12 protein-coding genes and 1 pseudogene are annotated in these 24,538 nt (G+C 53.0%); 6 read left to right on the top strand and 7 right to left on the bottom strand.

Annotated elements, in window-relative coordinates; all coding sequences use genetic code 11:
- Positions 1 to 8 precede the first annotated feature (8 nt).
- The 6 genes and pseudogenes from GC101_RS10590 to GC101_RS10570 all read right to left on the bottom strand — a co-directional run bounded on the left by GC101_RS10590 (position 9) and on the right by GC101_RS10570 (position 9,426).
- On the bottom strand, positions 9 to 626 hold the full coding sequence (locus tag GC101_RS10590) for a TetR/AcrR family transcriptional regulator (RefSeq protein ID WP_171717222.1): 618 nt from the start codon (positions 624 to 626) through the stop codon (positions 9 to 11).
- A gap of 709 nt (positions 627 to 1,335) precedes the next feature.
- Complete coding sequence (locus GC101_RS10585; RefSeq protein WP_171717221.1) at positions 1,336 to 3,630, bottom strand: alpha-galactosidase; 2,295 nt, start codon at positions 3,628 to 3,630, stop codon at positions 1,336 to 1,338.
- 105 nt (positions 3,631 to 3,735) lie between these two features.
- A complete protein-coding gene (locus GC101_RS10580; RefSeq protein ID WP_171717220.1) occupies positions 3,736 to 4,722 on the bottom strand; it encodes a LacI family DNA-binding transcriptional regulator in 987 nt (328 codons plus the stop codon).
- Between the two features lie 511 nt (positions 4,723 to 5,233).
- Positions 5,234 to 5,465 (bottom strand): annotated as a pseudogene (locus GC101_RS36040) (hypothetical protein); the annotation flags it as partial.
- Positions 5,459 to 7,090: a helix-turn-helix domain-containing protein gene (locus GC101_RS10575; RefSeq protein ID WP_039310367.1), complete on the bottom strand. Its 1,632-nt coding sequence runs from the start codon at positions 7,088 to 7,090 to the stop codon at positions 5,459 to 5,461. The gene GC101_RS10575 and the pseudogene GC101_RS36040, both read right to left, overlap by 7 nt.
- Positions 7,091 to 7,635: 545 nt before the next feature.
- Positions 7,636 to 9,426, bottom strand: a complete 1,791-nt coding sequence (locus GC101_RS10570) for a sensor histidine kinase (protein WP_171717219.1) — start codon at positions 9,424 to 9,426, stop codon at positions 7,636 to 7,638.
- A gap of 262 nt (positions 9,427 to 9,688) precedes the next feature.
- Here GC101_RS10570 and GC101_RS10565 point away from each other — a divergent pair, with 262 nt between their 5' ends.
- The 4 genes from GC101_RS10565 to GC101_RS10550 all read left to right on the top strand — a co-directional run bounded on the left by GC101_RS10565 (position 9,689) and on the right by GC101_RS10550 (position 19,833).
- The gene (locus tag GC101_RS10565; protein WP_171717218.1) at positions 9,689 to 11,032 is read left to right on the top strand and encodes an ABC transporter substrate-binding protein; all 1,344 of its coding nucleotides are present in this window, start codon (positions 9,689 to 9,691) and stop codon (positions 11,030 to 11,032) included.
- Positions 11,033 to 11,232: 200 nt separating this feature from the next.
- Entirely contained in the window at positions 11,233 to 12,123 is an 891-nt protein-coding gene (locus GC101_RS10560; protein ID WP_231575186.1) for a carbohydrate ABC transporter permease, read from the top strand.
- Between the two features lie 15 nt (positions 12,124 to 12,138).
- On the top strand, positions 12,139 to 12,978 hold the full coding sequence (locus GC101_RS10555) for a carbohydrate ABC transporter permease (RefSeq protein ID WP_081970085.1): 840 nt from the start codon (positions 12,139 to 12,141) through the stop codon (positions 12,976 to 12,978).
- Between the two features lie 150 nt (positions 12,979 to 13,128).
- Entirely contained in the window at positions 13,129 to 19,833 is a 6,705-nt protein-coding gene (locus GC101_RS10550; RefSeq protein ID WP_171717217.1) for an immunoglobulin-like domain-containing protein, read from the top strand.
- 526 nt (positions 19,834 to 20,359) lie between these two features.
- On the opposite strand, the gene GC101_RS10545 is transcribed toward GC101_RS10550, so the two are convergent.
- A complete protein-coding gene (locus tag GC101_RS10545) occupies positions 20,360 to 21,196 on the bottom strand; it encodes a helix-turn-helix domain-containing protein (protein WP_171717216.1) in 837 nt (278 codons plus the stop codon).
- Positions 21,197 to 21,317: 121 nt separating this feature from the next.
- On the opposite strand from GC101_RS10545, the gene GC101_RS10540 reads away from it, so the two are divergent.
- Positions 21,318 to 22,460 (top strand): DUF2264 domain-containing protein, encoded by a 1,143-nt coding sequence (locus GC101_RS10540; protein WP_171717215.1) that lies wholly within the window; start codon positions 21,318 to 21,320, stop codon positions 22,458 to 22,460.
- 78 nt (positions 22,461 to 22,538) lie between these two features.
- Entirely contained in the window at positions 22,539 to 24,353 is a 1,815-nt protein-coding gene (locus GC101_RS10535) for a heparinase II/III family protein (protein ID WP_171717214.1), read from the top strand.
- Positions 24,354 to 24,538 lie beyond the last annotated feature (185 nt).

The following is a 24,538-nucleotide window of genomic DNA, read 5'->3' as shown; positions in this document are numbered from 1 at the left end:
ATTTATTTTTAGAAGCCGTTGCGTAAGTAAGCAAACATCGAATTCAAGTATTGATCAAACGATATGGCGCCTGGGCGGTCATCCTGCGTTTCGCCGGGCAGTAAGACGTTGAGCCGTCCGTCCATAATGGGCACGAATGCTCCATAGACGGCACCGGCAAGCAGGTGAGTATATCCGTCCGCATAACGTCCATTGGAGAACTGCTCGAGCACTTCCTGGGCAGCGACCTGCAAGCGGCGGAATATGCTGAGGATATATGGCTCCAGCGACGGATACTGCTTCGCGAGTGACACGAACTGCCGCAATTTGTGCAGAAACTCAGAAGTGAACTGCATTTTAAGCAAACCGTACAATACATCGAGCGGAGTAGAATCCGCTGTGAAGTCCGCGAATATCGTTTTCTCATCCTGATTGGTAACACTGCACATGAAATATTGCGCTACCGCTTCCTCCTTGCAGGAGAAGTAGTTGGCGAAGGTCCGCCGGGAATAGCCGGCCTTCTGGACAATATCGTCGACAATGAAACCATCCATACCTTGCTCGAGCGCAAGCTCGAAGGCAGCTACTGCCAAAGCGTAGGCGGTGGCTTCCTTTTTTTTGTCCCGCAGTGTCAGTTTGGGATTCAAGTTGTATGCTTCCTCCTTTCTTATGTATAGGATGAACGCTGAATTGTAATCTACAGTTTATATTATTGCTCAAAGAGCAAGATTGCACAATGTGCAATTAGTGTCTGAAGCGTGAACATTTAAAATTTAACTGAATAATTCAGTTTCCGTAGCTGGTGGTTGGTTGCCGCAGGAACCTTGCTGGCGTGGAGAATGGGAAATGTTGTACATATTACAACATTGATCCGCATATATCCGGCTGTTCAGGTAGATTGTTGTACGAAATGCAGGAATTATCCGGCTTAGTCGCATGGGAGGGCAGAAATATTGCAATTTGTACAACAATTTCAAATTATGGTTGAGATATCGAGGAAAATGTTGTATTTGGTGCAGGATTTTTAAAAGCAGGCGCTTCAACCGGGAATTTACTGCAACTGCAGTAGCATCAGCAACAGTAACATTAACAGTAACAGTAACAGTAACTGCAACAGCAAGCATCAACAGTAAGCAGCAATAGCAGCAACCGCAACCGCAACAGTAACAGCAACGGCAGTAACAACAGTCGCAGCAGCAAGCTGCAATAGCACAACAGCAACCGCATCATCATCAGCTGAAGCCAACTTTTCACTAAAGTAATAGCTATTCTTTATCTGTTATGTAGTCTAGCCGATCAATATAACAAAAAGGCTCCAGTCCCCGGGGAGACTGAAGCCTTCTCAATAGTTAAGGATTAACGCTGTACTGCTCTCAGGCGATAGGTGCAGCTCGCGTAATCGCCGCGCAGATCGGAAACGACCAGGCCGATACGCATCAGGCGGTCGCCGCCGAGAGGGGTGCCGTCAAAGGCCGTCTGGAATGGAGTGGAGCTCTGCCCATCAGCAGATACAGAAGCTTCCCCGCCGCCGTGGCCTTTTGCGGTAACATCGGCTGCGCCAGTCTCAATCACATAATCCAGCTCAGGATCGAGCCCCTTGAGCGTAAGACGCGAGATCGGTGCATTGGGCTTAGCCAGCACCCGGAAATAGGCAACAAAGGCTTCCGTCTTATCTTCACTGACGAACATCCAGGCTGTGTCGCCGTTACCTTCAAACGGACTCTGCAGACGGTACATATCTCCTTGCTGCACCAGCGTGCGGATCTCCTTGTACTGGGCAATCTGCCGGGCAGCCAGATCCTTCTCGGCTTCCGTGAACTTTGTAAGATCCATCTCGTAGCCGAAGTTGCCGCTCATCGCTACATCCCCGCGGGTGGCGAGGGAGGTGATGCGGTCAACCTGATGGTTCGGTACCGCCGACACGTGAGCCCCCATGCTACTGGCCGGATAGACAATACTAGTACCATATTGAATTGCCAGGCGTTCAATCGCATCGGTGTCGTCACTGGTCCAGGTCTGCGGCATGTAGAAAAGCATTCCCGGATCGAACCGGCCGCCGCCGCCGGAGCAGCTCTCGAACAGGATATCAGGGAAGCGCGAGGTCAGGCGCTCCAGCAGGTTATATAGGCCGAGCATATAGCGGTGGGCGGTTTCTTTTTGCCGCTCAGGGCTGGCGTTAGCAGAGGCAATCTCCGTCATGTTGCGGTTCATATCCCATTTGACATAGGTTATGGGTGCGCTGGAGAAGACTGCGCTGAGTGTCTCGTACAGATAATCGCATACTTCCGGGCGGGAGAGATCCAGAATGAGCTGGTTGCGGGCCTCAGTGCGGCGGCGTCCTTCGGCGTGCAGGCACCAGTCCGGATGCTTACGGTATAAATCGCTGTCCGGGGATACCATCTCCGGCTCAACCCAGAGACCAAACTGCAGACCTTCCTTGTTGACTCTGCCAGCGAGATCGGCCAGACCTTCCGGCAGCTTGCGGCGGTCTTCGAACCAGTCGCCCAGCGAGCTGTTGTCTTTGTCGCGCTTGCCGAACCAGCCGTCGTCAAGGACGAACAGTTCAATCCCGAGTGGGCCTGCTTCCTTGGCGATGGCAGCGATTTTGTCGGCGTCGAAATCGAAATAGGTCGCTTCCCAGTTATTGACGAGAATCGGACGGGCCTGGTCGCGGTGAACGCCGCGGCACAGCCGGGTCCGGTACAGCCGGTGATAGGTGCGTGACATACCGCCGAGTCCTTCGCTGGAATAGACGAGCACAGCCTCCGGGGTCTGGAACGATTGGCCCGGTTCCAGCAGCCAGGAGAAGTCGAACGGGTTAATCCCGATGCTTACCCGGGTTTGTCCGAACTGTTCAACCTCTGCAGTTGCGGCGAAGCTGCCGCTGTAGACCAGATTGAAGCCGAATACATCCCCCTGGTCTTCATCTGCACCCGGTCGGAGCAGGGCAAGAAACGGGTTGGTCTGGTGGCTGCTTGAGCCGCGGCGGCTCTCCAGCGACAAGGCTGCGCCCGGGGTAAGCGGACGGCGCTGAACATGGCGTTCTCTCGCCCATGCACCGCTCAGGTGCAGGGTATCGTAGGAGGAATCTGCGAAATCAACGGATGCGCTAAGCGCCTGTTCCAGCCGCAGCGGTGCCTTGCCGTTATGCTCAAAGCGGACAGAACGGGTAATTGCACTATGGCCGGCGAAGACGGTATAGATCAGCTTAACGGTCAGACCCGCATAATCATCCTTCAGTGTAAGCTCCAGTGTCTGGGCTTCGGCTTCATTCTCTACATAGACCGAAGGCAGCCCTTCAAGGGCCGGCTTGCCCGCTGTGATTGTGTAGCCGGCATATTGGAGTTCAGAGATCCGCGTGCCGTCAGCCAGCTGAACCTGATAGGCAGGCCGGCGGAAATCACTTGTTCCATACTGCGGATATTCCTGGGGCAGAGCATCCAGAGAGAGGGTAGGCTTCTGCAGCAGCGGGGTTGGGGAGAAGGATGCGCGCTCGCGCAGCTCAAGCGCCCCGGTCAGGCTGTTGTCATGGCGGAGCCGTGCACCCCAGTATACATGGGCAGGATAGCCGTCTACCAGTTGGATAATATAGCTGGTATCTTTGGACTGAAGGTGGAACAGGCCTAACGTTTCATCTGCGATAATGTTCATATTCATAACTCTCCTTGTCGGATGTAATGCGGTCCGGTGATCCGGTCCGTTATTGCAGCTGCAATATATAGTTTCTGCTTACATAGATTCAGCCTGCCAATTTAGTCAGGCGCTTCCACCGCTGGTCTCCCTGACGATCAGCTTCGTGCCGATAATCGTATGCGACGGCACTTCGCGTCCTTCGAACCGCTCGGCGAGCAGCTGGACGGCCGCTTTGCCCATCTGCTCGGGATAGGCGCGCACCGTTGTCAGCGGAGGCTGGACGTAGGCGGCCATCTCGATGTCATCGAAGCCGACAATGGCCATCTCTGCAGGCACCTGCACGCCGTGGTCGTGAAGGGCGCGGAGGGCGCCGACCGCCAGCGGGTCACTGGCTGCGAAGCAGGCTGTCGGCCGCTTGCCACCGGCCAGCAGCTCGTCCATCATCCGGTAACCGTCAGCACTGCTCCAGCTGCCCTTGCGGACCAGTCCCGGATCGTAACAGCCCCGGCTCTGCATCATACGGCTGAAGTGATGCGCCCGGCGCTCGCCTTCACCGCCGCCGCCGATGAAGGCAATATCCCGGTGGCCAAGGTCCAGCAGATGAGTAAGCGCCTGACCGACAGCCTGACGGAAATGCGTACGCACGGAGTCGTACTCCAGGCGTTCCTCGTACTGGTCAACTAGCACGGTCGTGCTTTTGTCGGCATGCAGTCTCTCGAATTCCTTGGGGTCGAAGCCGCCTACGACGATAAGTCCATCATCGGCCCGGAGCGGGGGCAGCGGGTTACGTCCGCGCAGCGTCTGGCCGAGCACAATCCCGAGCTCCTCGCAGCGCAGCTCAACCCCGCGGCGGATTGAGCCGTAATACGGATCTTCCCGTTCTTCTTCCGCCGAGCACCAGAGCAGAAGCGTAATGGCCTTGCTGCTCAGCTCGGTCTCCCGCTTCAGCTGCCTTAACCGGGAGGGCTTGTAGCCAAGCTGCTCTGCAACCGCGAATACCCGGCTCCGCGTATCGTCACTGACAGCCAGGGACAGGTCATTATTTAGCACTCTCGATACGGTGGCGGCGGATACGCCGGCCTCACGGGCGATGTCTTTAATCGTTGCCAAGCTGCTTCACGCCTTTTTAGTTAATATATTTACTAAAACTTCGCTTTTATCCTACCACCTGCGTCCTTTTCTTTCAAGTGGCTTTTTAGAGGCGCTTACATTGTGGAAGGCAGGGATAGGACCATAGCCCGGCTGTGGCCGTGTCATGCCCGTAGTTTCTGCTTAGAAGGAGGAAAAGTTGCGGCATACGTCAAATTATCCCGCAAAGTGGAGAACCGTATATTTATTGATTACTCAGGTATCTACCTGAGACCCCAAAACATATAAATTCTTTCAAAAAAGAAGGTGCCCGAGCACCGTATAACGGCGGCTTGGGACACCTTCTTATTCACGCAGGTTCGTAATCAGCAAATAGTGGGGGAGACTAATACATGTAATTCCTCGTTGAGCACTTTAAAGTAACATTGTGCCACACGCCGCAGCGCTGCGGACTGGAGAGCCCTTATCTGCGCGGATTCCGCTCTCTGGTGGGCTATACGGACTCAGATGCGCTTAACTAACCTGTTTCGCATCAATTGGAGCTCATACAAGCAATATAAGGGCTTCTGAGTCCGCAATAACCAGAAAATCCGGTTTTTCCGCCGAATAGCGTCCTCTCAGTCCGCAAGATTATTCTGTTATTCAACAGCTCTGGAAGCTCGTTATGAATATTGCTATTCCAATATTTCCAGGCTTGTCCGTTTTTGCTGGAGAACGGACAAGCCGTCTTCCTTGGGCAGTAAATTGCCGCTACCCCTCAATGACTACGCACATCCTCCGTACCTGATTCGATTTGCTGCATGTAGTCCCGGGGGGAGAGCCCGGTGACCTTCTTGAATACCTTGCTGAAGTAAAAGGCGCTCTCGTAGCCGAGCTTCTGCGAGATCTCGTAAATCCGGCCTTCCCCGCGGACCATCATTTCCTTGGCGGCGGTGATTTTGATCTCTGTGATATACTCTACATAGTTCACCTTGGCGACCTTCGAGAACAGATGGCTCAGATAGTTGGGACTGAAATTGAACACATCCGCCACCTGATTGAGCGACAGCTTGCTGCCGAGATTTCTTTTGATATATTCCTGGACATTCTTCACGACCTGCTCCTTATAGCTCTGTCTGCGGGTGGAAAGAATGTTCGAGCATCCGTCCCGGAACTGGATCAGCCAGCCGGCGATTTCTTCTATAGTATGCATCTGATAAATGGCCCGGTAGCCCTCCGGCTCATTCTCAAATATTTGCTCCACAATGTTCTCCCCGTCCGCTAGCAGGGAAGTGGCCATATACAGGATATTGCAGGCGGCATCGGTGGCGGGGACCAGCAGGTCGGACCGGCCGTCGAAGATTTCGATCATTCTGGAGATAATGGTGTACAAGGCCCGGGTATCCATCTCTTCAAAAGCCCGGCGGATCTCCGAACGTGATTCGGAGAAATCGAACAGCAGATGCTCCTGCGCCAGTGCCTCGCCCTCTGTGAAGAAGACGAAGGAGCGCTCTTTAACCGCGGCCGGCAGCGCCTTCCGGGCGGCGAGGTAGCTCTCCCGCAGCAGATACGGATCTTCGACGGCGAAGCCGATGGCCCCGATGATCGTCACATTGAAGTAGTTATGCAGCACAGAGGCCATGTCCCCAAGCAGCTTCTGGATGTCAGGCATCCAGAGCCGCGGATCGGTGCCCGGGACCGGCAGCGCCACGGCGAAATTGCGCAGATCCAGACTGGTTACATAACATGGGCTGACAGAAGAGAGCGTATCCTTAGCCATCTGTACAGTGCTGGAGCATAAGGCAACCAGCTTATCTCCGCGCGGCGGAACCGTATCCGGACCCAGAATGCGGCAGGTGCAGACGAGATAGGCAGCCCCTGGCAAATCCAGGTCCAGATCCTCTTTCTGCAAAAGATACTGGTTCTTGTTCTCGAACAGGTTGTTGAACAGGCGGATGAAGAATTTATCGCGCTGGGCCTGGATATTCCCGCGGTGGACCAGCTTCGGGTAGCTTTCCATCGCCTGGTAAGTCTCAAGTATGCCAATCGCTCTGCGGATGGATTCGGACAGCGCCTCCGGGGTCAGCTCCAGCTTAACCAGATAATCCGTGGCCTGCACTTCAATCGCTCCGCGGGCGTATTGGAATTCTTCATAGCTGGTCAGCATAATGAAGAGCGGCAGCCGGCCGTACTTTTTGCGTACCGAGCCGGCTACCTCGAGGCCGCTTTTAATCGGCATTTTGATATCGCTGATTACGATGTCCGGACGGAGCGTGTCAATCATCTCTTCTTCCTGTGCGCCGTTGTGGGCAATGCCGACAATTTCAATATTGAACTGGTCCCATTTCAGCATGGACTGCAGGCCGATACAGACCAGGGCTTCGTCATCTGCGATTAATAATTTGATCAATTTCATCACATCCTTGCTAAGTTTGCTAAATATAAGAGTTTATATATGTCATATGATAACTGGGACGTCAAAGCTGTTACTCCTTGATGTAAACACCAGAATGGAATGATAACAGTTGGATTTTCTCCACTTGCTGATGAGCGAGGGAGCCTTGCAATAACAGCAGTTGGATAAAAAGCACTTAAATGATCTCATTTCATTCAAAGTAGCTGAAACCTCAAGTAGTAGATGTCATTTTTCCACTTAATTGCCCCTAATCCTGCGAAATCGGACAATTAAGATGCATTTTTCCACTTGCTTGAGGGAATCGCTGGTTTCCGGCTCTTCAGTCAGCTCTTAGTCAGCCGCCAGCCCTTCAGTCAGCAGTCAGCTCCAGCCGCCAGCTCCAGCCGCCAGCTCCCTAATCTACAGCAGCTCCCCAGCTTCACAGCCAGGGCGGTTCTGCTTAAGCATAGCGGCACTTTTATATACAGTTACTGTTACTGGGCAACGTCGAGCGGATAAGGTATAGTCCTAAAAGGGACGGTAACGCAGTTTGTACTTAGCTACTCTCTCTGCAGGAAGGGCAGGAGCAGCTTCATGATGGTATATTGTCCAAGTTCACTCTCAATAGATAAGCCGTAATTCCCGCCAAAAGCCAGCTGCAAACGTTCATTCACGCTGCGCAGTCCGACATTCTCCAGCATTCCCTTGGATTCGTCCTCGGGAGTGGACAATATAGTAGAGATTTGCTCTTCCTTCATGCCGACACCATTGTCTTCAATGGTGACCAGGATATCGGCGAATCCGCTTTTGGAGACCGTGATGATAATATCGCCCCGGCCCTTGGGCTCTATGCCATGGAAGATCGCGTTCTCCACCAGCGGCTGAAGCGTGAAGCGCGGAATCAGGCCGGTGAGCAGCTCTTCATTCTCAATTTCTTTGACCATGGTGACCGTGCTGCCATAGCGGTATTTCTGGATCAGGAAATAGTCATCGAGCAGGCTCAGCTCATCCTTCAGCGGCATCAGCCGCCGATTGTCCTTGGCGATACTGCGGAGGAGTCTGGACAAGGAGGTCGTCATCTCCGCAATGCCTGTAGCATTCTGGATCGTGGCCATCCATTTGATCGAATTCAGGGTATTGTAGAGGAAATGCGGATTGATCTGGCTCTGCAGCATCCGGTATTCCAGCTCCTGCTTCTGCTTCTCGTCCGCGAGCCGGCTGTCCATGAGGGCCACGATATCCTGAGACAGGCGGTTAATGCCGCGTCCGACGTCGCCAAGCTCGCTTTTCCACTCAATATTGCGGTCAATCAGGAAATTACCCTGGGCAATCTTATCGATGCGCTTCTTGAGCTTCTCCACCGGAAGACTGATGGTACGGGTTAAATACAGTGTAATGATAGCGCTTAAGACAATAACCAGCAGGACGACACCAAGCATCACCAGAATCCAGATATTTGCCTTGGGCGCAAACTGGTCGTTCGATAAAGTCTGGGACAGTATGACTCCGCTGCGTACGGGATAAGATACCACAATATGGCTTTCTTTATCATCCGTAAGCTTCACCATGGACAGCTCGGTCTGCGGGCCGACAGGCTTGTCATTGGTATAGGCCACCGGTTCATAAGGTTCAGTAATGGCAGTGACCTGATCGCCGGTAAGCTGATAATGGTGATTGCCGAGCGTGAGCAGCAGCCGGGAATTCTTCGGCAGGGAGTATCCCTTCAGCTTGTCGGTGATAACAGAGGTATTGGCTAACATATATACCGTTCCAACCCGTATAGCCCCTTTGCCGTAAATCGGAAACACAAACGGGATTCCATTCGTGTTGGAGAGCGGGTCCTTGATGACCTGATCCCATTGCTCCTCGGCATCTGCATTAAGGCCGGCGATATGGCCGATATTGTGTATGGTAAGCGGAACGGAGGTGCCTGTGTTATCCACCTGCAGGAACTTTCCGTTGTTATCCGTAACAATCAGGCGGCGGGCATAGCTGTTCGAGCGGTTATTCAGGAATTCCTGCTGCATCGAGTTGAAGACATTAACAGCTTCCTTGGAGCTGGGGTTCTTGGACGCGAAATAATTCGTGATCAGGCTATTGGTGGACGAGTTGGTGCTGCAGGTCATGGCTAAGGCCGACAGATTAATCAGATCCTGTTCAATAATATGGGATACCAGCTGCAGATTGAACTCGGTCGCTTGAATGGTTGTTTTACGCTGATAATAAGTAATCAATTCATAGCTGAAAAAAGACAGCAGCGACGCGATCAGCAGGGCGAATACGGCCATGAGCAGAATAATGCGGCTTTTAATAGTAGATTTTCTTACCGTCGTGAACACTCCTTTGTACATTGTGAAAACATATTAAGCGTTTTCATCTACCTTATCATATTCCTGCGTTTCAATACAGGGCAAGGAGTATAAGCTGAGAATTTTACATGTTTCGGATAGGATATTACAGGTTTAACCCGGACGAGGGGGAGAAGAGCACAGAAAAGTGAATGATCTGTGTTTGATATTGCATCCCAATCCCGCCTGAAAAGGCTTACACTTTGAACTAAGGCCGGATAAGCCGGTCGCCGCTAGAACAATAGAAGGAAAAGGGGATATTTAAATGAACTTAAAAAGATTCTATGGCATGACCCTTGCCACAGCGCTCTCCGTGAGCATGCTGGCCGGATGTTCCGGGAACAACGCCAATAATGAAGCTGCTGCAACAACCGCACCTGCGGCGGGTAACGCTGCAAACGCTTCCGCTGAACCAAGCCAGGAGCCTGTGACTCTGAAATGGGCGCTGTGGGACTGGGAAGCAACCGCTTACTACAAACCGCTGATTGATGCCTATAAAGCTGCACATCCGAATGTAACGATTGAATATGTAGACCTTGGCTCCACGGACTATATGACCATGCTCAGCACACAGCTCTCCGGCGGTGCAGACCTGGACGTTCTTACCATTAAAGATATTCCCGGCTATTCGAACCTGGTGAAGCAGAATCATCTGGAGCCGCTGAAGAGCTACATGAGCACAAATTCCATTGATCCTTCCGTATACGGCGGTACAGTAGAGCAGATTGAAGTGGGCGGCGAGGTGTATGCGCTTCCTTTCCGCAGTGACTTCTGGGTGGTCTATTACAACAAAGCTTTGTTCGACAAAGCAGGCGTGGAATACCCGAGCAACGATATGACCTTCGACCAATATGATGAGCTGGCCCGCAAGATGACCTCCGGCAGCGGTTCCGAAAAAGTATACGGTGCCCACTACCACACTTGGCGGAGCGCGGTTCAACTGTTCGGTATTCTTGACGGCAAGAACACAGTGGTCGGCGGCAACTATGACTTCCTGAAGCCTACCTATGAACGGATTCTGAAAGAGCAGGAAGACGGCATCGTGATGGATTACGCTACATTGAAGACTTCCAGCACGCATTATTCCGGCGTATTCTACAACAACTCCGTTGCCATGATGAACATGGGCAGCTGGTTCATTGCCACCCAGATCGAGAAAGTGAAGAGCGGCGAATCCCAATCGACAGAATGGGGCATTGTGAAATACCCTCATCCTGACGGTGTAGAAGCCGGTACAACTCTGGGTACGATTACTTCCCTGGCTGTAAACCAGAAATCTAAGCACAAAGAAGCCGCACTGGAGTTCATGAACTTCGTAACCGGTGAAGAAGGCGCGAAGGTTATTGCATCTACCGGAACCATTCCGGCCATCAAGAACGATGAAGTTATCAATTCCATTACTTCCATCGACGGTTTCCCTGCAGACGAGAACAGTAAGGCTGCACTAAATACTGTTCAGACTTATCTGGAAATGCCTATACATGAAAAGAGTGCAGACATTGAGGTTATCCTGAATGAAGCCCACGATAACATCATGACGAAGAACGCTACGATTGATGAAGGCCTGAAGGATATGAACAAACGTGTAGGAGAGCTCTTGAACAATTAACCGTTCTGAGTAGGACGGTGGATATAAGGGCGGGCGAAGGCCCGCCCTCTATATGACAGAGGACAGCTTTGGGGTTCCCGCAAAGTACCTGAACAGGCATCGCAGTAATTCATACTTTGCGGGGATGTTATATAAGGTTTGGAGGAGAAACAATGCAGAACGAAACCATATTGCATACAAATAAGAGCCCAAAAAGACGTATGTCAAGAGGGGTTAAAGATAACCTGATTGCCTACAGCTTCATTGCGCCGAACTTTATCGGATTTGCCCTGTTTACACTGGTACCCATGATTTTTGCCTTTGTCCTTGCGTTTGTGAAATGGGACGGGGCCAATCCGATGAAGTTCATCGGGCTGGACAATTTCACCCGGCTGCTCAAAGATTCAACCTTCCACAAAGCCTTGTGGAACACCATTGTCTACACCATCGGAGTTGTACCGCTGACCATGATTGTGGCGCTGGCGCTGGCCATTCTGCTGAACCAGAAGATTATGGGCCGTAATTTCATGAGAACCGTGTTCTTCTTCCCGTATGTAGCATCCCTGGTAGCCGTTGCGGCGGTATGGAACTTCATTTTCAGTCCTACCATGGGTCCGATCAACAACATTCTGCATACCATTACCGGTATCCCGCTGGAGGATCTTCCCCGCTGGGCGGCAGATAAGCAGTGGGCCATGTTTACCGTAGTTCTTTTCACAGTGTGGAAAAATATGGGTTATTACATGGTCATCTATCTGGCAGGACTCCAGGGAATTAACCCTGAGCTGTACGAGGCTGCTGAGCTGGACGGCGCAGGCCCGTGGAGAAGATTCCGCAATGTCACCGTGCCACAGCTGGCACCTACAACCTTCTTTGTTCTGATGATTCTGGTCATTAACTCGTTCAAGGTCTACGATATCTTTATCAACCTATTTGCCGGCGCCGATAACCAGCTCAACGACTCTACGAGGGTTATGGTCTATCAAATCTACAATACGGCATTCCGTTCACTTGATTACGGATATGCCAGCGCAATGGCGATTGTACTCTTTCTGCTGGTACTTGGCATCACCATCGTCCAGTTCCGCGGCGAGAAGAAATACGGACAATAGGAGGATTCAAAAGATATGGTTGGAAAAAGTAAAGGACTTAGAATCAGCCTTATGGTTCTTGTGTATATTTTGTTGTTTGCGACCGTGCTGGCGATGCTGGTTCCGTATATATGGATGCTGTCCTCCTCGCTCAAGCTTAACAAGGATGTCTTCTCCTTCCCGATGCAGTGGATTCCGGCGAATCCGCGCTGGGAGAATTTCACGGATATCTGGACGCGGATTCCGCTCGGACGGTTTATTTTTAACACTGCGAAATTATCGATTATCGTAACGATTCTGCAATTGCTGACTTCAAGCTTCGCGGCCTATGCGTTCTCGAAGCTGCATTTCCGGGGCAAGAACTTTATCTTCCTGGGTTATATCGCGACAATTGCGATCCCTTGGCAGGCCTACATGGTACCGCAGTTCATCCTGATGCGTTACATGGGACTGAACAATACCCACCTGGCGATCATTCTGCTGCAGGCGTTCTCGGCATTCGGTGTGTTCATGATGCGCCAGTTCTATCAGGGAGTACCTGATGAATTGTGTGAAGCCGCCCGGATCGACGGACTCAGTGAATACGGCATCTGGGCAAGAATCATGCTGCCGCTGTCCAAGCCGGCGTTATCCACACTCACCATCTTCACCTTCGTTGCCACCTGGAATGACTTCCTGGGGCCAATGATTTATCTGACAGATACGAAGCTTAAGACCATTCAGATCGGTCTGCGGATGTTCATCTCGCAATATTCTGCGGAGTACGGGCTGATCATGGCAGCAAGCGTAGTTTCTATCATTCCGGTAGTGATTGTATTCCTGGCCCTGCAGAAGTACTTCGTGCAAGGTGTTGCAGCATCGGGGATTAAAGGCTAGAACAAGTAACGCGCCTGGCAGTTGCATCTTTTCGTGGCTGCCGGGTTTTTATAACCAATCATGGAGGTAAGGCAAAGGTCTGTCCAAGAAATTATTCTTCTAACAACGCAATGGATACGCTTACTTATTGAACAAGAGGAGGATGAATGAATGAACAGCACAACCCGTGTCAAGAAAAGGCTATTCTCAGTATTGATGTCAGGAGCACTTGTAGCCGGAATGTTTCCGGCACTAGGTATGCCGGCAGCATCTGCTGCTACTGTAAATACGGTCTATGCAGCGGCCTATATGGGGGCAAAGACAACGGCAGGTACGACTCTGCCGGCAAGCGTTGATGTTGGCGGCCAGACTGCGGCTGTGAACTGGAGCATCGGCGAAGACACCTTCGATGTGCCGTATGACACCGTAACCGTGAACGGAACCGCGAACGGCGGGCCGGTGGTGGCGAATGTGGAAGTGATTCCGCCGGCCGCCAGTCCGCTCGTCTACTTCGTGGACAGTGGCAGAGGCGGCGATTCCTTGGGGAATCCTCCTGGAGCTTCGCCCCTGTACGAAGCGGTCAAAATAATATCCGGCGGCAGCCTGCTTAACGGGTTACCGGATCAGAAATATGTCAGCGGAACAACGGATTGGGGCTTCGATGATACCGGCAATAAGGTAAAGAACTCCAAAGACGGAGGACTTGCCGATCCGGCGACGGAACCGTCCATATGGAAAGTAGGCCTGCGGGCAGATCCGTCCGGCAATCATATCGTTTATAAATTGAAAGCGCTTCAACCCGGTGCTTATACGCTCAGCAGTGGCTTCTATGACTGGTACGGCAGCCGCGACCGGGGAATACAGCCCCGGCTGGAGTATAAGAACAGCGCCGGAGAAGCCCGCACGATCCCGTTTACACAGTTCAATACCCAAACAACGCAGCTTATTTCCGGTGAATTCTCGATTCCCGCAGATATTGATGTTAGCATTCCTATGACCTTGACCTATGCTTCTGTATCCGGTGAGAAGCCGATCCTGAGCTGGTTCGCTGTTGCCGAAGGTGCGATCAAGCAAGAGCTTGATGATGCCCGGCAGACCGCAGCCTCTACGGTCAAAGTTCTGCTCGACGGCAACGATATTAAGGAAGACAATGTTAACGGCCTGACGTTCAAAGGCTTCGGCGTGCTGAGCGGCAACAGTACCAGCGCCTTGCTGATGGACTATAAGTCTGAGCAGCCAGAGGCTTATGCGCAGCTGCTGCAGGTCATGTTCGGCGGCGACCGTCCGCTGATCGACCATGTCAAGATTGAAATGGGAAATGACCGCAACAACTCTACAGGTCCCGACCCTTCGACGATGCGTACGGAGAATGAAGAGGCCAATGTTACCCGGCATCCCGGCTTCCAGCTTGCGGCCGATGCCAAGGCCATCAATCCTGCGGTTAAGGTAAGCTTCCTGCGCTGGAATGCTCCGGCCTGGGCCAATAATAACAACGACAAAATATATACCTGGTACAAAAATACGATTCTGGCCGCTTACCGTGAATACGGTTATATGGTCGATTACGTCAATCCCGATGTCAATGAGCATGCATCAGATTTGAACTGGATCAAGCAATACAGCGCCAAGGTTAAAGCGGATACTCTAGGCTTCGAGAGCACTGAGGAAGAGGCTCTGTATCACAACATCAAGCTCATTATCTCCGACGAGGTCGGAATCGGCACCTTCGGCGATGCTATGGTCAGCGATCTTTCGCTGCGGGAGGCGGTAACGGCCGCCGGATATCATTACAACACCGATGATGACAGCAAAGGCAACTTCAAACGGCTTGCCGAAGAATTCGACAAGGAAATCTGGAACAGTGAGGCGCAGGCAACCTTCAGCAACTCGGCATTCCGCCCGAACAACAATATGAAGGACCCGTCAGCGGCCGGAACGGGGATCGGCGGCACCGGCGGTCCGCTGGAGATGGGCAATACCATCATTAAAGGCTTCGTAAATTCCCGCCGGACACACTTCATCTACCAACCGGCGATCGGCTCTTTCTATGAAGGCGGACAGTATTCCTTCAAGGAGCTGGTCAGCGCGCGGGACCCGTGGTCGGGCTTCATACACTATGACGCAGGGCTGGTTATTCTCCAGCATTTCAACGGTTTTGCCAAGACGGGCTGGGAGAATGGGGATAATACAGCAGGAGTCTGGAGAGCGGTGCCCAAGGCCAGCTACACCGGAGCATCCGGCACGAACCCGGTCAGCGGACGGAACGGGACTCCGAGCTACATGACACTTGCTGCTCCGGGCAAGCAGGATTTCTCGACAGTCATCATCAATGACAGCGAGTATGAGAAGATCTACAAGCTTCAGGCGGTGAACATGGGCTATACAGGAAACCCTTCCCTAGAAGTATGGGAGACCCGTGCAGCTGATGAGGGTCAGGCTTTTAACAGCAATTATATGAAATATCTAGGCGATGCGGCTGCAGACGGCAGCGGTGTATACACGGTGAGAGTGAAGCCGTTCTCGATTGTAACTGTAAGCACGCTGGATAACCACGCCACAGCGGAGTCGCCAGCACCGCTTCCGGTTGAGGGAGAGCGTACAGTGCTGGATACCGATGCAACAGGTTCCGTGCAGAATACGGAAGACGGAATTCTGTATGCAGATGACTTCAATTACGGCAGCAAAACCGTTCCCGTCATTGGCAAAGACGGAGTGATTGCCGGCGAGCAGAGCTATGTCAGCTCCCGCGGCGGTGAGCAGAGCGTCATTCCGCGTTATACCCAGGACCTTAACGGTGCCTTCGAGGGGTATCGTATCGGCGATACGGATAATTATGTCCTGCGCCAGCAGCTGGACCAGATTACTACAGGCGTTGGCGGTGCCTGGAACGGCGGAGACCCGGTCACAGCAATCGGGGATAACCGCTGGACCAACTATAAGGTCAGTGCCGATGTGTCTTTTGAGCAGAACAGCACTTACAGCGGCAACAATTACGCAGCAGTCGGAGCCCGCTATCAGGGCGGGTCACAGACGCTAAACGGAACGCCATATGCGCTGAAGTTCTGGTTCGACGGCGGCTGGCAGCTGCTGTCCAGCGGTACTGTTGTCGCCAGCGGCAATGCCGCTACAGGCACCGGCGGTGTGAAGCTTGAGGGTTACGACACCGCACATGACGCATGGCATAACATTGCTCTTCAGGTTGCAGGTGATAGAATCACTGCCTATCTGGATCATGTTGAGCTTACAACCTATACCGACCCGAATCCGAAGCTGTCGGGACGCTTACAGCTGGCCAGCGGCTTCTATCATGTCCGCTTCGACAATCTGAAGGTGGAGAAGGTAGACGGCTATACTCCTTATTATTCAGAGCTGCTGGATAATCTGGAGATGCACGATCTGGCTGCGGTTCCGCAATCCAAGCTGGTTTACGAGGGTGCATGGGCCCATGAGAATGGCAAAGGGATGTATGTGTACCAGCGTTCCCTTTCCACCAGTCAGGCTGCGGGTGCGGTGCTGAAATACACGTTTACCGGCACCGGACTCGATATTCTGGGCCAGAACGACGGCTCAGCCAAGCTGGAAGCGAGCGTGGACGGCCGGACTGTAGTGCTCTCGGGCGCTGCTGCGGCATCGAAGGAGCTGTACCAGACCTTCATGCTCCGCGGGCTGGAATACGGAGAGCACACGGTCCAGATCAAGGTGCTGAGCGGGACATTAGCTGTGGATTCTGTGGGGGTTATCGCCGGCGGAGCTGCAGGTAACGTGAACACTGCTGCGCTTCAGCAGGCCGTGAAGGACGCGCAGGAAATCACCCGGCAGGATGAATTCCCAGAGAGTGACTGGAAGTTATTCTCAGATGCGCTAGGTGCAGCTGAGGCAGCACTGAATAATCCTGTGTTGTACAGATTGGATCAGGAAGGGGCCGCGCAGCTTGAAGCGCGTTTGACCTCTGCCTATATCGGGCTGATTGTAGGCGATGTGCGAGAACTTGCCGCTCCTCAGGATACAGCTGCTTATGCCGGGAAGAAGCCTAACCTGCCGGCCAAGCTGGAAGCAACGCGCGCTGACGGCAGCAAGGTGCAGGTGGCTGTGAAATGGAATGTAGACGCAGTCAGCTTCGACACTCCATATGAGCGGGTAGCTGTAACTGGTACTTTCGGAAATTTGAAGACAACAGCATATGTGGAAGTGGTACCTGCTGGCCTCGTATACTTCCTGGACCCTGGTGTCTCCGCTGACGGGGTAACACCGCCATTTACAACCATCAAGAATTTCGTCGGGGACAGCCTGCTGAATGACAAGGCGGATCAGTTGTCGACAGGGGAGACGGTCTGGGGACATACCAATATTACGGCAAACTACAGTCCAAAGGGACTTGGCGGAGCAGTAGTTGCTACAGACAAAGCCCAGACTGGGGTATACAGCTTGAATACGAAGAATACACCTCTGGTCTACAGGCTGCCTCTGAATGCAGGCAAATATACGATTACGTCCTATCATCTGGACTGGTGGAACAACAGCAGCCGGACGATGGATATTACACTGAGTTATGCTGATGCAGAAGGAAAAGCCGTATCTGAAAAGGTTCGTACCGGCCTGGTTGCAGGTCCTGCGGGTACCGCAGTCAATCATGACTTCACGCTGCCGGTGAACGGTACCGTGACCTATTCAGTGTACAATACGTTCAGTCAGGCTGCGGTAATCAGCTATGTAGCTGTAGCTAGAGACAAGGTCAGCGTTGCCAATGAGCAGGCAGTCAATGAGGCCAAGAGTATTATTGAAGGTGCAGCTTACAATGTAGGGAAGGAAACGGCAAACAGCGAAGAAGCTGTTCTGACCTGGCTGCAGCAGATCATCGGCGGTTTGCCCGGCTTCAGTGAAACCGGGGTTACCATGGGTGACATCATCCTGTCTCCGTTCCAGGAAGCAACAGACGACACGGATGGCAGCTTCACCTTCTCGGTTACGCTGAGCAAGGGAGAGGCGAAGGCGGATAGCTCGGCCAGCGGAGCAATTACGCTGCCGGTACCGGATACGGTTCTGCCGGTGATTACCCTGAATGGCGAGGCAACAGTTAATCTGCCGGTTGGCTCGGAATATACGGATGCCGGAGCTACGGCTGTTGATGATCAGGACGGCGATATAACTGGCCGTATCGTCACAACAGTGACCAGTGAAGTATATGGCCTGACAGAGCTGGATACGGCGGTAGAGGATATTTATACCTTCCATTATAATGTCAGTGATACCGCAGGGAATGCAGCGGAGGAAGTAAGAAGAACCGTAGTGGTTGCCATTAATCCGGATGTAACGAAGCCGGTGATAACCCTGCTTGGGGAAGCATCCGTTCAACTGGAGAATGGCGCAAGCTATACCGATGCCGGAGCTACTGCGGCAGATGACCGCGACGGAGACATTACGGAGCGCATCGCGGCGACGATTACGAAGGATGGGGAGTCAGTATTAACGCTGGATACATCGGCAGCTGGCACCTATTTGTACCATTATAATGTGACGGATACAGCAGGCAACGCCGCTGCCCAAGTGACCCGGACGGTGACTGTAGGCGAAGCAGAACAGCCGCCGGTGACACCAACACCTACGCCGACGCCGGAACCGGAGCCGACAACTGCACCAACGGCAACACCGGCCCCTACGGATGCGCCAGTGTCTACGGTAGCACCAACACCAGCGGCTACGCCGTCACCGGCGCCGCAGCCGCAGACCGAGAAGGTTCTTGCCCCTGGTGATTTCGCGGCTCCGGCTGGCGGGACAATTACGGTTCAGCTCAGTGATGCTACAGAATCCGTGCTGCTTCCGGCAGGATTGCCGGGAATTATAGGAGAGAATACCCTGCGTCTCGCCTGGAATACGGTTGCAGTCGATCTGACTCCGGAAGTGCTGAAGAGCATTCAGGAGAAGGTTGCGGGTGTAGGAGGACAACCGGAGGGGGCGAGAATTAAGCTTTCAGCCGTGAAAACTGCGAAGGCTGCTGCGGAGCAGCTGATGAACAATCCGGCTGTCAACAGTTCTGTTCAGCTATCGGCGGCAAGTGATGTAATCAGCTTCAGCCTGGAGGTAGTTGCTGCGGACGGCACGGCCGTGCCGGTAACCGCTTTTGACAAGCCGCTGACCCTTACATTCACTGTAGATCCTAATGCGAACCGCAGCTTGCTCGGCGTCTACTATATTGCTGCCAGCGGTGCCCTTGAATACATGGGCGGAACACTGGCTGACGGTAAATTTACCGCCGATGTACAGCATTTCAGCCAGTATGCCGTGCTGGAGTATGACAAGAGCTTCGCGGATGTCAGCAGCAGTAACTGGGCGAACAGTGTTATTAAGTCCATGGCTGCGAAGCATATTATCGAGGGCATTTCGGCTACAGCATTCAATCCGCAAGGTGAAGTAACCAGGGTGCAATTCGCCGCTATGATTACACGTGCGCTTGGCCTTAAGGCGGGAAGCACACCGGCATTTGCTGATGTGGATTCCAAGTCCTGGTATGCCGGAGCTGTTGCGGCTGTAAATGAAGCGGGGATCGTACTCGGACGCAGCAAGGATGCCTTCGCTCCGGATGAGCGCATTACCCGTGAGGAAATGGCGGTCATGATCGTCCGCGCTTATGAGTATTTGCAGGGAAGCCAGGCAAGTAATGCAAGCAATGCAAGCAATGCAAGCAATGCAAGCCAGGATATAGCTGCAGGAGCGTTCAGTGACTACTCCCTGATTCATGACTGGGCGAAGAACGCAGCCGGCATCGCCGGACAGGCGGGGCTGATCAAGGGCCGCGGCAATCAGCAATTCGCTCCGCAGGAGAGCATGACCCGGGCCGAGAGTGCGCAAGTCATCGCTAATCTGCTGGGACATTTGTAAGAGGTATTCAAAGAACCTGGCAGCTGCGAGAAGCGGGCTGTCAGGTTTTTATACGAATGTGAAATTTGCCCTCAATTTCTAGACACCCGTAGGATTAGAGGGATAAATCCATCAGATTCGGCCTGGTTGGCCGGAAATGAGGATATTAGAGGGATAAATCCCACTAAATCCACCGGAAGTGGGCAGAACGAGGAAATTAGAGGGATAAATCCCACTAAATCCACCGGAAGTGGGCAGAACGAGGAAATTAGAGGGATAAATCCCACTAAATCCACCGGAAGTAGGCAGGATGAGGATATTAGAGGGATAAATCCCACTAAATCCACCGGAAGTGGGCGGAACGAGGAAATGAAAGGGATAAATCCCACTAAATCCACCGGAAGTAGGCAGAACGGGGAAATCAGAGGGATAAATCCCACTAATTCCGCCAGAAGTGGGCAGAACGGGGAAATCAGAGGGATAAATCCCACTAATTCCGCCAGCCAGCGTACCCTTAGTTCAATAGAGTGCTCGTCATAAGGGGACCTCAGCTTTTTTTACCATATTTACCGGGGGGGATGCCTGTGATGTTCTTAAAGGTGCGGATGAAGTTGGCATAGTCATTGAAGCCGGACAGGTAGCAGGTATCGGATACGGAGTTTCCGGCGGCCAAGAGCTGCTTGGATAAGGCGATTTTTTTGAGCAGGACATAACGGTATATGGTTCCTCCGGTCTGCTGCTTGAAAAGGTGGCTCAGATAGTATTTATTGACGTTCAGTTCTCCGGCTATATGCTCCAGGGACAGATTGAGATGCAGGTGGTTGTCGATATAACTCATGGCTAATTGTATATGCGAAGAAATAATGCTGGGCACGGCGGAACGGGTCCGGCTGTACAGCTCATTGACGATTACCAGGATCTGAATCAGGTACGTCAGAGCCAGTACCTCGCTGCCGTATTGCTCACTCTCCAGTGCCGCAATCAGAAGTGAAGCTAGAGTCATATACTCGGTAAGCAGCGGTTCATCCATGCGGGCCAGATTATGCTCACCGGGCTGACGGTTCTGGAAACAGGCGAGCAGATTGGTAGTGGCTGTGCAGAAAGGATAGATAAGCGGCGCCTTGAAATGAATCGTCAACCGTTCGTAAGGCTCCGGGGACAAATTGATGATTTTGTGAATCTCGTGATTGTTGAACAGGAGCACATTGCCCCGCTCCAGCGGATAGCTGTATTGGTCGACGAATCCGTTCACACTCCCGCCGAGAAACAGGAAGATTTCGTAGTGGTCATGAATATGGAAATCCCTTGTCGGTGAGATTGGGGAATTGCCGATACCGGCCAGAATATCGCCGTTGAATGTTTGATGATAACGGGCATGTTTCATAGTCATTGCCCCTTTCAGATTGATCGCAACAAACGCAATAAAACATCATTATTCGCAAAGACATTGCAATAATACCACACTACACTAGAGAAGAAGAATACCTGAAAGGGTGGAATTGTTAATGAAGGGTAAGGAACAGCGAAAATACTGGCTGGATACGATGCTGCTGATCGGGGGACCGGTGCTGGAGGCTTTAGCGAAGCGGCAGCTGAAAGAGCAGCTGCCTACGGAGTTTCATAGTGACCGGAGCCAGTTTGCCCATCTGGAAGCTTTTGCGAGACTGGCCTGCGGGATGGCCCCGTGGCTGGAGCTTGAAGGACTTGAAGGAGAAGAAGAACAGCTTAGAGCCCGTTATGCCGCGCTGATGCTGGAAGCTATCGGTGCAGCTGTCGATCCGCAGTCGCCTGACTATATGGAGTTCAAGACGGAAGGCCAGCCGCTGGTGGATGCAGCCTTCCTGGCCCACGCGCTGGTACGTGCACCGAAAGCGATTACAGGCCGGCTGGATGAGCGGGTGAAGGGCCATTTAATTACAGCGCTGAAGCAGACGCGCCGGACGGCTCCAAGCGGCAGTAACTGGCTGCTGTTCAGTGCAATGGTGGAAGCGGCTTTGTATATATTGGGTGATGCCGACTATGACCGGATGCGTGTCGGATATGCGGTTCATATGTTCATGGACTGGTACAAGGGCGATGGTGTCTACGGGGATGGCAAGGATTTTCACTGGGATTATTACAACAGCTTCGTGATCCAGCCGATGCTGGTGGATGTCGTGGCTGTCTTTGAACAGGAATCGGCGCAATATGCTGCACTTAAGCCGGTGATTATGGAACGGGCACAGCGATATGCCTCAGTGCTTGAACGCAGCATTGCCCCGGATGGCACCTATCCGTTCCTCGGACGCTCGATCGTGTACCGCTTCGGTGCCTTTCAGCTGCTGTCGCAGGCGGCGCTGCAGCATTTCCTGGAGGAGGCACTGCCTCCGGCACAGGTACGCAGTGCTTTGACCGCCGTGATAGAGCGGATCATGAATGCTCCGGGTACGCTGGATGAGAACGGCTGGCTGCGGCCGGGGATCTACGGCTATCAGCCGGAGCTTGCGGAGAGCTACATCAATACGGGCAGCCTCTATTTATGCGCTGCCGTATTCCTTCCGCTGGGGCTGCTTCCATCCGATCCCTTTTGGTCGGGGGAAGAGCTGAAATGGACTGCGCTGAGAATAGCAGACGGTGAGAATGTCATGCGGGATCATGCGCTGGATTAGCGGGTGTTCAGCCGCTTTAACGATTATGAGGTGCGGCACTAATCAGGATGGAGTACCGATAAGGAGGAGGAAACGGGCATGAACAGACATGAACTTGCCGGTATTGTGCAGGACATGAAGCCGGTGGATTGGAGCTTGTATTATCCGCAGGGAGATTCCGCTGGGTTTTGGACCCGGGCGTTATCATCCGGCGTGTTACAGGCAGACATTAGCGAGATTCGCGCAGAGGCGGAAAGGCTGGACGGTCAGCCTATATCCGCGCTGACGTATACACTATTTTCTATTTTTGCGCGTACAGGCTCGAGACTGGAATATGAGCGGGTCTATTTCGAACGGAGAAGAAGACTGAATACTTATGCATTCCTAAGCCTGCTGGAGCCGGATAATACGGGGGCTCTGGAGAAGCTGGAGGATATCCTCTGGGTCATCTGCGATGAGTACACCTGGTGTCTTCCGGCCCATCTTCCCGCAGATCATGACGCTGCTGAGATCAGCCGGCATATTGACCTGTTCTCCTCCGAGACGGGATTCACCTTAAGTGAAGTATTACTGCTGCTGGGGGACCGGCTTCCGCTGCTGCTCCAGTCCCGGATACGGCATGAGGTAGAGCGCAGAATCTTCCGGCCTTTTCTTGAGCAGGGGCCATATTTCTGGGAGACATCACGCCATAACTGGGCGGCAGTCTGTGCGGGCTCCATCGGGGCAGCTGCGCTGCTGCTGGTGAAGGAACCGGCCATGCTGACGGATATTCTGCTGAAGACAGAGAGCAGCATGAGCTATTATCTGGAAGGCTTCGGGGACGACGGCGCTTGTCTGGAGGGGCTGGGCTACTGGAATTATGGTTTTGGCTATTTCACTTATTATAGCGATCTGCTCCGGGCAAGAACCGGAGGCAGGCTGGACTGGTTCAAGCAGGAGAAGGTATCGCAGATTGCCCGTTTCCAGCAAAAATGCTTCATCGACGAAAGTCATGTCGCCAATTTCTCGGATTCGGTGCCTCAGGTACGTGTGCATATGGGCTTGTCCCATTATCTGGCTGATGCCTATGCGGATGTCCTGCGGCCGCCGTCCGCTCTGCGCGCACCGTTCACTGAAGATCACTGCAGCCGCTTCGCACCGGCTTTGCGCAATCTGATCTGGACCAGAGCGGGCCGGGAAAATGAAGCCTGGGAGGCTGTCAGCTATTATCTTCCGGATGCCGCCTGGATTGTCTCGCGTCATGTGCCGGCAGCAGGCTCCTTCGGGTTCGCCGCTAAAGCCGGCCACAATGATGAGCCGCACAATCATAATGATCTGGGCCACTTCATTTTAAGCGGCCGGGGAGAGATCTATGCTTCCGATCTGGGCAGCGGAGAATATACCGCTGATTATTTCGGTGCCGGACGTTACAGCTATGACTGCAATGGATCACAGGGACATTCGGTGCCGATCATCAACGGCCAGTATCAGGGTGCCGGCCGGGAGTTCAGCACCGCCGTGCTGCATGCATCTGCGGCGGCGGAGAAGGATGAGCTGACACTGGAAATGGCACAGGCTTATCCGGTGTCAGGCTTGCAGTCCTTGGTGCGTTCGCTGGTCTGGCACAAAGAGGAGCTGCCACGTCTGGAATTGACAGACACCTACCGGTATGAGGGAGCTCCGGCGAGCTGGACGGAACGGTTTGTAACCTGGCGCAGACCCAAGCTTCTTCACCCGGGCAGCGTACTGCTGCCGGGCACTGCGGCGGGTCACGGTGTTGGGGTCACTTATGATCCGGAAGCAGTCCGGCCGGAGATTACCGCGCATGTGTACCGGGATCATTATGGCCAGGAGACACTGTGGCATAGTCTGGACTTCCATGTTCTTCAGCCAGGGGCGGAGGGAACATTAACATTCACTTTTCAATTTCTGTGAAGACTGAATCAGGCGGCCGGAATTCCAGGTATCCGCATCGGCCGCAGTTACCGTTTCTCTGCTGGGGCATATAACCCGTATAGAGGATGATTCCAACAAAGCGGTCGGTCCATCGCGGGTGCTCAGACGGAATCCGGCAAAATGTTGTATGAAATACAACTTAGGTGCTGCTATATCGAGATGTG

It is taken from the genome of Paenibacillus phytohabitans (assembly GCF_013141775.1).
Lineage (GTDB): Bacteria > Bacillota > Bacilli > Paenibacillales > Paenibacillaceae > Paenibacillus_AQ > Paenibacillus_AQ phytohabitans.
Note: the sequence above shows the minus strand (reverse complement) of the source record. Positions and strands in the feature narration are given on the sequence as shown.